Below are 12,210 nucleotides of genomic sequence, written 5' to 3'. Positions count from 1 at the left end.
GGTCTGCTGTGTCTGAAAATATAGGGACTGAATCCGAGCTACCCGATCTGAATGAGGATACGCGCGATCGCCGATTTGCATCGACCCTGGCGAAAGGGTTGCGCGTTATGCAGGCGTTCAAACCTGGTGACGCCTCTGTCGGGAACCGCGAATTGGCGCGGCGCACGGGGATGCCGCCGTCGACCGTGGCGCGGATGACCTTCACGCTGACCTCGATGGGGTTCTTGGAACAGTTGCCTTCTGAAACCTACCGTTTGGGGCCTGCTGTTATGGCGCTGGGATACACAGCGCGGGCGAACCTGTCGTTTCTGCCAATGGCGGAAAATATCATGCAGGCCTTGGCGGATGAGGTCGGGGCATTGGTGGCGTTGTGCATGCGGGATGGGGATGCGGTTATGTTGACCCGCTGCTGGCGACCGCGCGATGCCTCGTCGCTATGGCTGAGTGAGGGGCACCGGCTGCCATTGGATAGCAGCGCGGCGGGCCGTGCCATTTTGGCCGCTGATCCCGCGACCGATGCCATTTCAGATCGCGACCAACTGGAGGTGAAGGGTTTTCTAACCTCGTTCGGGGGTTGGAACAGTGCGGTCAATGCCTGTGCGGTGCCGTTTCAATCGACACCGGGCACCGCCCCCTTGGCGTTTCTATGCGGTGCAAATGCGGCGCAGCTGGATGGTGACACATTGGAACAAACCGTGGGCCCAAAGTTGCGCGACACGGTTCAGACCCTGCGGTTGAGCGTCGGGCAACTATAGGCCGCCGCAGGATCAAGGTCGAAATTTACAGAGCAGGAGAGAGTGATGACAGCGGTTCATATAACCATTGAAGGAGCGATTGCTCTGGTTGCGATCGACAATCCACCTGTCAATGCAGCTGGGTTTGATGTGCGCGCAGGGTTGGTTGCTGCGGTACAAACGGCAGCAGACAATGACGCGGTTAAGGTGATTGGCCTTTATGCTGCGGGTCGCACCTTTGTGGCGGGGGCTGATATTCGTGAGTTTGGTCAACCGCCCAAGCTGCCGTTGTTGCCAGAGGTTTGTGATGTGCTGGAAGCCAGTGCCAAACCCATCGTTTGCGTGCTGCACGGCACCACACTTGGCGGTGGTTTGGAATTGGCACTGAGCTGTCAGGCCCGTGTGGGTATCAAGGGGCTGAAGCTTGGCTTGCCAGAGGTCAATCTGGGACTGTTGCCGGGTGCTGGCGGAACGCAACGATTGCCGCGTCTGGTCGATGGCGCGACCGCGTTGGGCATGATTACCTCGGGCAAGCCGATTACTGCGCAGGCAGCATTAGAGGCTGGTCTGTTAGATGATCTGCAGGACGGCGCCCCCGAAGATGTTGCGCGTCAGGCAGCGCGGCAGGTGCTGGATGGGACCCTAACCCCGCGCGTGACAGCCGCACAGCCCAATCGCCTGACCCAAGAGCAGTTGGACAGCTTCCGCGCCAAGGCCAAGGGTGAGGTGATGGTCCGCGCGCTAAAGGCCGCAGAGGCAAGTAGCCTACCGATGGCAGAGGGGCTGGCGATAGAAAGAGCGTTGTTTGTCGAAGCCCTGCAAAGCGATGCCCATAAAGGGATGAAACATGCGTTTTTCGCAGAACGCGCCGTGGCTCATATCCCCGAGGCACAGGCCGAGGCGCGTGACCTAGCGACGGCTGGTGTGATCGGTGGTGGCACGATGGGATCAGGCATTGCGACGGCGATGCTGTTGGCAGGTATGCCGGTGACGTTGATCGAAATGCAGGCGGATCGGGTTGAGTTTGCCCGCGAAACCATTGCCCGTAACCTCGACGGGGCTGTTAAGCGTGGCAAGATGAGCGCTGAGCAGCGCGAGGCCACATTGGCCACGCTGACATGCACGACTGATATGGGCGCATTGGCGGATGTTGATCTGGTGATCGAGGCCGTGTTTGAAAGCATGGATGTTAAACGCGATGTGTTTGGGCAACTGGATCAGATTTGCAAGGCTGGGGCGATCCTTGCCTCGAACACCTCTTATCTGGATGTGAATGAAATCGCGGCCTGCACGAAAAGGCCGCAGGATGTGATCGGGCTTCACTTCTTTTCGCCGGCTCATGTGATGCGTTTGCTAGAGGTTGTGGTCGCAAAAGACACAGCGCCAGAGGTGGTCGCGACAAGTTTCAAGTTGGCCAAGAAGCTGCGCAAGATCGCGGTGCGCTCCGAGGTGTGTGATGGATTTATCGGGAACCGCATTCTGGCGTACTATCGAAAGTCCACGGCCTATATGCAGCTGGACGGCGCCCCGTTTGAACAGATCGACAGCGCGTTGGAGGCGTTTGGTTTCGCTATGGGACCGTTTGCGGTCTCGGATCTTGCCGGGCAAGACATTGGTTGGGCCACCCGCAAACGTCTGGCTCCTACTCGCCCCGAGGAGGAGCGATATGTTGAAATCGCCGACCGTGTTTGTGAACAGGGCTGGTTCGGGCGTAAATCTGGCAAGGGGTTTTATGTCTATGACGGTAAAACCCGCAGCGTGAACCCAGCGATTGCCGAATTTGCGGATGCTGAACGCGCGGCAAAAGGGATCACCGCCCGCAGTTTCAACGATCAGGAAATCGTCGATTGCTACATGGCTGCGATGGTGGCCGAGGCCGCCCGCGTGGTCGAAGAAAAGATCGCTTTGCGACCCATCGATGTGGATGCGGTGTTCCTGTTTGGTTACGGCTTCCCGCGTCATTGGGGTGGGCCGCTGCAGTACGCAGATATTACAGGCCTAGATGTGATCCTGTCGCGGATCGAAAACTACGCCAAAGAAGATGCCCATTACTGGCAGGTGCCGGCGCTGCTGCGCGAACTGGTCGCTGCGGGCAAGTCCTTTAACGATCTGAACAAAAATCACTAACAAGGAGGCGTTGGAAATGGAACTACGTTTCACACCCGAAGAAGAGGCCTTTCGCGCCGACGTGAAGGCGTTTCTGGCCGACAATCTGTCTGCGGAAGTCGCCCGCAAGGGCCGCAATAGCGAAGGGTTGACCAAACAGGACATGGAAGACTGGCACGCGGCGTTGAATGCCCGTGGTTGGCTGGCTGTGACATGGCCCAAGGAACACGGTGGTCCTGGCTGGACTGCGGTAGAACGTCATATTTTCGAGGAAGAATGCGCATTGGCCTATGCCCCGCGCATTGTGCCGTTTGGTCTGAACATGCTGGGGCCGGTTTTGCTGAAATTCGGCAATGATGCACAGCGTTCCGAGATTTTGCCGCGTATTTTGGACGGCTCGGACTGGTGGTGTCAGGGATATTCCGAACCGGGTGCGGGATCGGATCTGGCCAGCCTGAAAACCCGCGCTGTGCGGGACGGCGATGAATATGTGATCAACGGCCAGAAAACCTGGACAACGCTGGGTCAACACGCCAACAAGATCTTTTGTTTGGTGCGCACCTCGACCGAGGGCAAGCCGCAGGAAGGCATTAGTTTTGTTCTGGTAGATATGGACACGCCCGGTGTCGAGTTGCGCCCGATCAAGCTGCTGGATGGCGGTCATGAGGTGAACGAAGTGTTCTTTACCGATGTGCGCGTTCCGGTGTCGAACTTGGTCGGTGAGGAAAACAAAGGCTGGACGATTGCCAAATACCTGCTGACCCATGAGCGTACCAATATCGCTGGCGTGGGCACATCGACCCGTGATTTGGAAAAGCTGAAATCCCTATCGCAGCAATTGGTGCGGGGCGGGCGGCCGTTGTCGCAGGATCCGCTGTTCGCCGCAGAGATGCTGGAAGTGGAAATCGACCTCGAGGCGATGCGGGTGATGAACCTTGCGATGTTGTCTGCGGCCAAAGAGGGGGCCGCGCCGGGTTTGCAAAGTTCGATGCTGAAAATCAAAGGTACGGTCATTCGTCAACGCATTCAGTCGCTGATCAAAACCGCCCTTGGCGCCGCAGCAACCCCGTTCCCTGCGCACGAATTGCCAGATAACGCGCGGTCTGTGCCCGAAGACGCAGCAGGGGCAACCGCTGCCTATTTCAATAACCGCAAACTCTCGATCTTTGGCGGATCGAACGAGATTCAGCGCAACATTATCGCCAAAGACATGTTCCGGAGCTAAGCCATGGATTTCAAACTGACCGAAGACCGTCAGATGCTGTCTGACACTCTGCGCCGTTATCTGGCAGATCAATACACCTTTGATTTCCGCAACAGCGTTATTGATACCGCGCCGTATCATTCTACCGAAAAATGGGCGGAACTGGCGGGGCTGGGCCTGATTGGTGCCTTTGTCACCGAAGAAAAGGGTGGTTTTGGCGGTGCGGGTTTCGACCTGACCTGTGTGTTCGAAGAGGTGGGCCGCGGCCTGTGCGTGGAACCTTTGCTGGGCGCGATGATGTCTGTGCGTGCCACGGCGGAGTGCGGTGCCGAGGATCTGGTCGAAGCCCAGATTGGCGGCGCGCAACGTTTGGTGTTGGCTGTGTTCGAACCCGAGGGCGAAGCGCTGGATCTGATCCGGACCACGGCCACCAAATCCGGTGATGCGTGGGTGTTGAACGGACGCAAATCTGTTGTCTACGGCTTGCCCGGTGCTGATGGGGTGCTGGTCGCGGCGAAAACAGATGCTGGTCTGGGCCTGTTCCTGACCAAAGACGCGGAAACGCTGGACTATGCCATGATTGACGGTGGCGGTGCTGGTGAGGTGATTTTGGATAACACCACAGCCACTTGCCTGTCCGAAGATGCGACCGCGATCATCGAGGCGGCGCTGGATGCTGGTCGTCTGGCGCTATGTGCCGAAGCCGTTGGCGTGATGCAGGTGCTGACCGACATGACCGTCGACTACCTCAAACAGCGCAAGCAGTTTGGCCGACCAATTGCCAGCTTTCAGGCGTTGCAGCACCGCACCGTCGATATGGCGATTGAAATTGAACAATGCCGCGCCATCACCATTCTGGCAGCCAGCAAGCTGGAAACGGCAGAGGCAGGTAAATACGTTGCGATGGCGAAAAACCTGATTGGACGTACGGCCAATCTGATCGCCGAAGAGGCAATCCAATTGCATGGTGGTATTGGCATGACCTGGGAATATCCCGGATCGCACTACGCCAAACGCCTGTCGATGATCGATCATCAACTTGGCGATCGTTACGCACAGCTATATCGTTTGATGGCCGCCTAAGCGCGGGCCAGCAGATAAAACAGTCAGACGGGGGGCCTATGGCGTCCCGTCTTTTTCTTGCGTGCTGTCCTGCGTTGGGGGGGATGCGGGGGTGTTCGTTTCCAGAATGCGATCAGCCGGAATATCCCGCGTTAGGACACCCTGCACGGTTTTACGTCCGTGGATCATGGCGGGGACTAGGTTTTCGTGTTTCCACAGTCGATAAAACAGGATCGCTGCCAGATGTAGCCCAACCAACGCTAAAACTGCCTTTGCCAGTTTGACATGCCAATGTGACGCAAAGGCCACCCAATCGTCTGAGACATAATCCGCCAATGGTCCGCGGTTCAGGAAATCATCTGGATCTGTGAACAGGCCCGTTGTTGCCTGTAGCCCCAAAACAGCCAGCAGAGCAAATACCGCCAGTCCGCCAATGGGCGAATGTCCTGGCCAGTGGCTGGGCCTGCGGTGAGGTAACCGTCGCAGATAGCCAAGCAGCTGAGCTGGACCATAGAGAAAGTCACTGAACCGCGCGGGCCAGCTGCCAAACAGCCCCCAGATCAATCGGAAGGCCAGCAGCGCAATCACCCCATAGCCCGCATAAAAGTGCAGTGTCATGATTCCCGGCCCGAATTTCCCCAAGCCCCAACCGGTCACAACGCAGGCCACCAGTGCCCAATGAAACAGCCGCAAGGCAGGATCCCATAGGCGAACGGTGTGCAAGGGCTCTTTTTCTTGGGGTCTATTGGGCACGCGATTTACCTCACTTTAGCCAGCATACAGGTCAGGGCGTCATATGATTTTGCACGCTTTTTCCTCTGCGCCAAGGGTGCAGGGCATGTTCACTGCGCCTTGGGCCTGCGGGGCACTCACGTTCTTGTGAATATTTACATTGTTTACAAATAAAACCCAAAATGTAAATAACAACACAAGACGAACACAACCAACCAAGGTAAAACCCATGCCGCTTGATGCACAAAATCCGATTGCCGTAGTCCTGAACGAAACCCTTGCCGCACAGCGCGCTGCCTATGCGCAGGCCCCCGCACCGTCGATTGCAGAACGTACTGAACGCCTGAACCGTCTGCACAACGCAGTGATTGATTATAAAGACCGGCTGGTCGCCGCAGTTGACGCCGACTTTTCCGGTCGCGCCTCGGCCGAGACCGAGCTGATGGAAATTCTGCCGGTGCTGGAAGGCATCGCCTACAACAAGAAGAACGTGAAACGCTGGGCCAAACAGTCCCGCCGCCATACGCCGCTGATGCTGTTTGGGTCGAAAACCAAGGTGCATTATCAGCCGCTGGGTGTGGTTGGCATCGTGGTGCCGTGGAACTTTCCCATTTTCCTTGGCCTGTCGCCTCTGGTGGGTGCGCTGACTGCAGGCAACCGCGCGATGATCAAGACATCGGAATTTGCCGAAAACACCGGTGCCGTTTTGAAAGAGATGATCGAGGCAACATTCACCGCCGAAGAGGTCACCGTTCACACCGGCGGTGTTGAGGTTGCAACCGAATTTACCAAACTGCCCTTTGACCATCTGGTCTTCACCGGCTCCACCCAAGTGGGCAAAATCGTGATGCGCGCTGCGGCGGAAAACCTGACGCCGGTAACGCTGGAACTGGGCGGCAAATCGCCCGCGATCATCCATGACAGCTTCCCGATTGAAGAGGCGGCCAAACGTATCGCCTTTGGTAAGGGGCTGAACGCCGGACAGGTCTGTGTGTCGCCGGATTACATCATGGTGCCGCGCGCCAAGCTGACCGCCTTTACCGATGCCTTCGCCAAAGAGATGGCACAGCAATATCCGACCCTGCGTGATAACGACGACTACACCGCGATCATCACCGACCGTCAGCGCGAACGCCTGTTGGATAACCTGCAGGACGCCCGCGACAAAGGCGCTACCATCCGTGAGGTGAACCCAAACGGCGAAAGTTTTGAAGGCACCCGTAAACTGCCTATCCACATCGTCACCGACGTGACCGAGGACATGCGCGTCCTGCAAGAAGAGATCTTTGGCCCGATTATGCCAATCGTGCCCTATGACACGATTGACGAGGCGATCGCCTATGTGAACGCCCGCCCGCGTCCGCTGGCCCTCTACTATTTCGACTGGGATCATGCCCGTGGGGAACACATGCTGAATGCTACGCATTCCGGCGGTGTCTGCATCAACGATGTGATGACCCATGTGGCGGTGGATGACATGCCCTTTGGCGGCGTTGGCCCGTCGGGCATGGGCCACTACCACGGCAAGGAAGGCTTCCTCAACTTCTCCAAGGCGAAGGGCGTGGTGGTGAAGGGGCGCTTTAACCCGACCTCCTACATCCGCCAGCCGTGGGGCAACCGTATGCACACCGCATTCATGCGCTTCCAGTTCAACCGCTTCCGCAAGATCGGCTGATCGACCTGATCCGGTCGCCCCATAGGGCGGCGACCGGCCCCCCTTTGACCGGAGAGTTCCGATGTTTAAGAAAACCCCGATTTCCTACGCCCTGCGCCTTGTGTCCACCTTTATGCCGATCCCGAAGCCTGTGCTGTTTTCCGGCCCCGGATCGACGACCAAACTGGCTGAATTTATGATCGACAGCAGCTACCGCCGCCCGCTGCTGGTGGCTGATAGTTTCCTTGTGCAAAACGGGATGCTGGATGGGTTGCTGGCCTACCTGAAGGATCAGGGCTGTGAGGTTACCGTTTTTGACGGCATCATCCCCAACCCCACCTTTGCTGTGGTTGAGGCTGGGCTGAAGCTGAGCCGTGACAACAACTGCGACAGCGTGCTGGTCATCGGCGGCGGATCTGCCATCGACGCGGCCAAGGTGATCGCCGCCACGCACGCTGCGAAAAAACCGCCGCAGAAACTGGCGGGCAATTTGAAGGTCAAAGAGGCACCGCTGCCCTTTTTCGTAGTGCCCACCACTTCTGGTTCAGGTTCAGAGGTGACTGTGGCCGCAGTCATTTCAGACAGCGAAACGCATCAAAAGCAGTTTGTCGTCAGCCCGAAACTGATCCCGATTGCCACTGCGCTGGATCCTGAATTGTTGAAAACCCTGCCGCCAGCGATGACGGCGGCGGTAGGTATGGATGCGCTGACCCACGCGATTGAGGCCTATACATCCACCAACACATTTACCGACACGGATCGCGATGCCGCCACTGCTGTGGCCCTGTTGATGCGTTATCTGCCGACCGCGACCCATCATGGTGACGATCTGGCCGCGCGGGAAAAGGTGGCGTTGGCCTCTTTCCTGGCGGGCACAGCCTTTACCAAGGCGGGGCTGGGCTATGTGCATGGCATTTCGCACCAGATCAGCGCCCATTACAACACCCCGCACGGTGTTGCGAATGCGGTGATCCTGCCGCGGGTTCTGCGCTTTAACCTGCCCAAAGTGACCGACCGTCTGGCGGCACTGGAACGCCGGATTGATCCCGCCGCCACTGGTAGCAATGCAGAATTGGCGCAGCGGTTTGTGAAACGTGTGGATGATCTATCAGACACTTTGGAGATCCCCGCAAAGCTGGAGGATCTGCAGGCAAGTGACTTTGCCAAGATCACCCGCGATGCTTTGGCAGAGGCGCGCCGGTCCTACGCTGTGCCACGGGTGATGAAGCCCGCCGATGTGACCAAGATCCTTACCTCGGTCGCCGAAGGGCAGCGCGATATTGTCTTTGCCTGACCCTTTGCGGGGCGGTTTTCGCCGCCCTGCCTGACGTTCCTACCTGACTTTTCGCAGGCCACTGCGCTCTGGCATCTTGCCTTGGCGGGCCTGCGGATACACAACACCCTAACGACCCAAGATCTGCGAGACCCCCAAATGACGTCCCAAAATTACCAGATCCCAGGCATCGACCCCAAAGGGATCATGATGGCCTTTGCCCAATACGGGTTCCGCAAAACCTCGATGGAGGATATTGCCCGCGCCTCTGACCTGTCGCGTCAGTCGATCTATAAGAAGTTCGGCTCGAAAGAGGCTTGTTATGATCAGATCCTGCTGGCCTATATGTCCGGCATCTATGGCGAGGTGTTTGCCATGCTCGCGGCCCCTACCGACACACCGGTCGCCGTGCTGGAGGCGGTGTTTGAACGCATCGGCGAAGATGCCGTTGCCTTTGCCAACACCCCCCACGGCCCCGAGGTTATGGAAGACGCCCTGCGCCATGCCACCAAAGCGCCCGAACGCTGGCCCGCAGTGTTTGAGGAAAATCTGGCCCAATTCTTTCACCAACATGGCTTTGCCGCGTCGCGGGCGCACGCGGATGACATTGCGTTTGTGATGGTGACAGCGTCGCGCGGGTCGCTCATCCATGCTGAAACCGTCGCCAGCTATTGCGCCGACATGCATCGTGTGTACCGTACGATCACGCAGGGCAATCCCGCCGGTCATTGAGGTCTGATTATGAAACGCATTCTGTGCTTTGGCGATTCACTCAGCTGGGGTCTGGTCCCCGGCACGCGGCAACGGCATGGGGCAGATTGGCGTTGGGCCAAGGTCTTTGCGCAGCACACTGGCGCCGAGGTGATGGAAGAGGCGCTGAACGGCCGCACGACGGCCTATGATTTCCCCGGCCGCCCCTACCGCAAGGGGTTGGACACCCTGCCGATGATGCTGGAACAGCACGCGCCGCTGGATACGGTGATGATTATGCTGGGCACCAATGATTTTTTCGCCGTCCCAGGCGCGACCGCAGAACACGCCCTATCCGGTCTGCGCCAATTGGCCGAGGTGGTGCAATCGCCATCCGTGGAACCAGGGATGCCGATTCCGAAACTGGTTTTGATCGCCTCGCCAATGGCCCGCGTGGTGCGCGATAGTCCCTATCCCTTCGCCGAAGTGTCTGAAGAGATCGAAACACAGGCCGCCCGCCTGCCCGCGATGGTGAAAGCACTGGCAGCGGAGATCGGCTGCGGCTTCTTTGATGCGTCCTATCTACCCACAGATGACGCTGACGGCATTCACCTGTCACAGGAAACCACCCGTGAACTGGGCTTTGCACTGGCAGAAGCGGATCTGATCTAGGGCAGGCAGCGGGGCCGTGAGCGGATGATTTGCCGCTCAGTGGGAACTGGGTTGTTTGATTGTGATGTTGGGTGGATCGATCGCTATGATCGTGGCTGGCCGTAACGTTACCTATGCCCATGTTGCGGTGCGCATAAAGGCGAAGACATTTAGATTGAAGGATTAATCGGATCAGCCTGCAAACCGTGCTGCGCACTTGGGCGCAGCGATGGGTTGGGCTGGGACATGCGCACAGCTTTCATTCTGAACGACCTTTATCTCCCTATCTCAAAGAACAGGAAATATTATGTTCAAGACTTACTTGGTCTCGCTGACCATTGCCGCTTGTGTGTTCAGCACCGCTGCAACCGCCCAAACCGCTGCCACTGTTGTTGCCAAAAACGGCAGCTGCCCCAAAGGCTTCAGCGCCAAAGGCAGCAGTTGCGCGTCCAATTCTGGCAAGGTTGCTATCGCGCGCCTGGGTTCCTGCCCCAAAGGGTTCAAAACCTCGGGCAAGTACTGTGTTGGCGACAGCGACAGCTTTGCCATGGTGAAATCGGGCAGCTGCCCGTCCGGCACCAAATCCTCCGGCAAATACTGCATCAAATAAGCACTTCCCCTAATCGGCGGGGCCGGTTGGGGGGTATGTTTGCGTAGGGCACCGTGCCCTCAGCTCTACTGCCAACGCCGGTTTCGCGTTGACCAATAGATCATCGCCAAGAGGATCACCTGCACCACCAACCGCAGGGTCAGCTGTGTTTCCGTCACCTCAGGAAACAGATGGGGATTCAATGACATGTAGGGGTCGGTTGCGGATAGGGGCGAAATCCTGCGCTAAGGGATTATAGATTGTTTTTTAGATAGCTCATGAACTTGTTATCTGATCCTATACGCAGCCTCTGCAAAATGTATTGAGCATCATCGCGATCAATTTCACCGTAAGCATCATTCAGACAACGAGCCAAACACTCTGCGAGAAGCTTATGGTCTTCCGGATTTTCTAGGAGTTCATGATAGTGGTGCCGTTTTGCAATGTATGGTACCGGGCCCGAGTTAATCAGCAAACGGGCTTTTGCTTTTTTGCCGGGAGTAGCGACCATCAAACCGTTCCAGGCTCTTGCCGAGATTGATTGGTCTTCGAAGAAATCGACCCATAGCACATACTCTATTGCTTCACGGTACAGCCGGTCGTGATGCTCGAGCGCTTGCAACATCTCTTGCCATAGATAGATTTCTGCCGCGGTACTTAGGTCGCTCCTATACAGTCTTGGCAGAAATGAAGCGGTCGAGTAGCAGGGCCATAGCTGAATGATATCGAAGATTTGCCGAAGTTTATCTCGGTCTGTCATAGCTCCCCATCGTTCTTGGAGGATGCCCTCGCATAAATCGTCGTTTAGCTCCCAAAATTGACCTTCAAGAATACCCCCTTTGTTGGCCCTAACCCATGCCGAAATGTCATCGGCATACACTCCGTGGTCGCCAAGGTCGTCTAACATCTGTTGAATAGTAGGTTCTAATTTCATGAGGCTTGGGCCTTTAGTCTCTTTGCAATTGCCAGCACTGTGTTTTGGAGATGCCGAGGTCTCGGGCGATCCATCTGTAGGAGCGGCGGGGTAATGTTCACATAGAACGCAGGCGCGATGAAATGGGTGATCCTACCACCCATGAACCACAAAAACACAACCGCCAGTGCCGGATAATGCCACCGCATTTTGGCCCCCTCAGATCAGGCGCGCAGTTTCGGGCGCGGGCGCACGATGGATTTCCAGATGATCGACGCCGCCACCAGCTTCGGCGGCAGTTTGGTGCTGGGCTGCTGACCTTTGGACAGGCGCCACAGCTGGCCTTCGTACCAGGTGAGGTTGATGTCAACGGCGGAGTAAAATTCGGCCATTGTGGCGGAGCAAAAGTCGGCCAGTTTGGGGCGAGCGCCTTGGAGCGTGCGGCCCTCATATAGCAAGCCCGGTCCAAGGCGCATTGGCCGTCAGGCCAATTCTGTGAGGTTCATTTGTTAGCGGCGGCGAGGCGGGCGCGGCTTTGATTGAGGCGGTAGCTTTCGCCGTTCATCTCGAGGATGTTGACGTGGTGTGTCAGCCGGTCCAGC

Annotated in this window: 13 protein-coding genes and 1 pseudogene; 9 read left to right on the top strand and 5 right to left on the bottom strand. The window is 57.3% G+C overall.

Going from position 1 to position 12,210, the window contains the following annotated elements:
• Positions 1–8: 8 nt before the first annotated feature.
• From TM5383_RS10960 to TM5383_RS10945, 4 genes are read left to right on the top strand one after another with little or no spacing between them, the layout of a single operon-like run.
• Positions 9–755, top strand: coding sequence for an IclR family transcriptional regulator (locus TM5383_RS10960; protein ID WP_143570335.1), 747 nt, complete (start codon positions 9–11; stop codon positions 753–755).
• A gap of 45 nt (positions 756–800) precedes the next feature.
• Entirely contained in the window at positions 801–2,861 is a 2,061-nt protein-coding gene (locus TM5383_RS10955; protein ID WP_058319088.1) for a 3-hydroxyacyl-CoA dehydrogenase NAD-binding domain-containing protein, read from the top strand.
• 16 nt (positions 2,862–2,877) lie between these two features.
• On the top strand, positions 2,878–4,065 hold the full coding sequence (locus TM5383_RS10950; RefSeq protein ID WP_058319087.1) for an acyl-CoA dehydrogenase family protein: 1,188 nt from the start codon (positions 2,878–2,880) through the stop codon (positions 4,063–4,065).
• 3 nt (positions 4,066–4,068) lie between these two features.
• Positions 4,069–5,127 carry an acyl-CoA dehydrogenase family protein gene (locus tag TM5383_RS10945; RefSeq protein ID WP_058319086.1) on the top strand — a complete coding sequence of 353 codons (1,059 nt, stop codon included), beginning with the start codon at positions 4,069–4,071 and terminating at the stop codon, positions 5,125–5,127.
• A gap of 141 nt (positions 5,128–5,268) precedes the next feature.
• Here TM5383_RS10945 and TM5383_RS10940 read toward each other — a convergent pair.
• Positions 5,269–5,859, bottom strand: a pseudogene (locus TM5383_RS10940) (cytochrome b/b6 domain-containing protein); the annotation flags it as partial.
• A 208-nt stretch (positions 5,860–6,067) separates the two neighbouring features.
• On the opposite strand from TM5383_RS10940, the gene TM5383_RS10935 reads away from it, so the two are divergent.
• The 5 genes from TM5383_RS10935 (at position 6,068) to TM5383_RS10915 (ending at position 10,716) form a co-directional block, all read left to right on the top strand.
• Positions 6,068–7,513 carry a coniferyl aldehyde dehydrogenase gene (locus TM5383_RS10935; protein ID WP_058319085.1) on the top strand — a complete coding sequence of 482 codons (1,446 nt, stop codon included), beginning with the start codon at positions 6,068–6,070 and terminating at the stop codon, positions 7,511–7,513.
• A gap of 61 nt (positions 7,514–7,574) precedes the next feature.
• Positions 7,575–8,786: an iron-containing alcohol dehydrogenase gene (locus tag TM5383_RS10930; RefSeq protein WP_058319084.1), complete on the top strand. Its 1,212-nt coding sequence runs from the start codon at positions 7,575–7,577 to the stop codon at positions 8,784–8,786.
• 138 nt (positions 8,787–8,924) lie between these two features.
• Positions 8,925–9,497 carry a TetR/AcrR family transcriptional regulator gene (locus TM5383_RS10925; protein ID WP_082645464.1) on the top strand — a complete coding sequence of 191 codons (573 nt, stop codon included), beginning with the start codon at positions 8,925–8,927 and terminating at the stop codon, positions 9,495–9,497.
• A gap of 9 nt (positions 9,498–9,506) precedes the next feature.
• Complete coding sequence (locus tag TM5383_RS10920) at positions 9,507–10,127, top strand: GDSL-type esterase/lipase family protein (RefSeq protein ID WP_058319082.1); 621 nt, start codon at positions 9,507–9,509, stop codon at positions 10,125–10,127.
• 286 nt (positions 10,128–10,413) lie between these two features.
• Positions 10,414–10,716 carry a hypothetical protein gene (locus tag TM5383_RS10915; RefSeq protein ID WP_058319081.1) on the top strand — a complete coding sequence of 101 codons (303 nt, stop codon included), beginning with the start codon at positions 10,414–10,416 and terminating at the stop codon, positions 10,714–10,716.
• Positions 10,717–10,781: 65 nt separating this feature from the next.
• Here TM5383_RS10915 and TM5383_RS17100 read toward each other — a convergent pair whose 3' ends face one another.
• The 4 genes from TM5383_RS17100 to TM5383_RS16735 form a co-directional block, all read right to left on the bottom strand.
• Entirely contained in the window at positions 10,782–10,904 is a 123-nt protein-coding gene (locus tag TM5383_RS17100; RefSeq protein ID WP_268807788.1) for a hypothetical protein, read from the bottom strand.
• A 44-nt stretch (positions 10,905–10,948) separates the two neighbouring features.
• Positions 10,949–11,629, bottom strand: a complete 681-nt coding sequence (locus TM5383_RS10910; protein WP_058319080.1) for a hypothetical protein — start codon at positions 11,627–11,629, stop codon at positions 10,949–10,951.
• Positions 11,630–11,832: 203 nt separating this feature from the next.
• Positions 11,833–12,000 (bottom strand): hypothetical protein, encoded by a 168-nt coding sequence (locus TM5383_RS10900; RefSeq protein ID WP_156415729.1) that lies wholly within the window; start codon positions 11,998–12,000, stop codon positions 11,833–11,835.
• A gap of 110 nt (positions 12,001–12,110) precedes the next feature.
• A partial coding sequence (locus TM5383_RS16735) for an ATP-binding protein (protein ID WP_231725137.1) occupies positions 12,111–12,210 on the bottom strand: 100 nt, incomplete at its 5' end.

It is taken from the genome of Thalassovita mediterranea (genome assembly GCF_001458435.1).
Lineage (GTDB): Bacteria > Pseudomonadota > Alphaproteobacteria > Rhodobacterales > Rhodobacteraceae > Thalassobius > Thalassobius mediterraneus.
This window is presented reverse-complemented; position numbering and strand designations above follow the sequence as displayed.

Coding starts and splice junctions, on each gene's coding strand:
- TM5383_RS10955 (WP_058319088.1), top strand. CDS start 801: ATGACAGCGGTTCATATAACCATTGAAGGAGCGATTGCTCTGGTTGCG.
- TM5383_RS10950 (WP_058319087.1), top strand. CDS start 2,878: ATGGAACTACGTTTCACACCCGAAGAAGAGGCCTTTCGCGCCGACGTG.
- TM5383_RS10945 (WP_058319086.1), top strand. CDS start 4,069: ATGGATTTCAAACTGACCGAAGACCGTCAGATGCTGTCTGACACTCTG.
- TM5383_RS10935 (WP_058319085.1), top strand. CDS start 6,068: ATGCCGCTTGATGCACAAAATCCGATTGCCGTAGTCCTGAACGAAACC.
- TM5383_RS10930 (WP_058319084.1), top strand. CDS start 7,575: ATGTTTAAGAAAACCCCGATTTCCTACGCCCTGCGCCTTGTGTCCACC.
- TM5383_RS10925 (WP_082645464.1), top strand. CDS start 8,925: ATGACGTCCCAAAATTACCAGATCCCAGGCATCGACCCCAAAGGGATC.
- TM5383_RS10920 (WP_058319082.1), top strand. CDS start 9,507: ATGAAACGCATTCTGTGCTTTGGCGATTCACTCAGCTGGGGTCTGGTC.
- TM5383_RS10915 (WP_058319081.1), top strand. CDS start 10,414: ATGTTCAAGACTTACTTGGTCTCGCTGACCATTGCCGCTTGTGTGTTC.
- TM5383_RS17100 (WP_268807788.1), bottom strand. CDS start 10,904: ATGTCATTGAATCCCCATCTGTTTCCTGAGGTGACGGAAACACAGCTG.
- TM5383_RS10910 (WP_058319080.1), bottom strand. CDS start 11,629: ATGAAATTAGAACCTACTATTCAACAGATGTTAGACGACCTTGGCGAC.
- TM5383_RS10900 (WP_156415729.1), bottom strand. CDS start 12,000: ATGGCCGAATTTTACTCCGCCGTTGACATCAACCTCACCTGGTACGAA.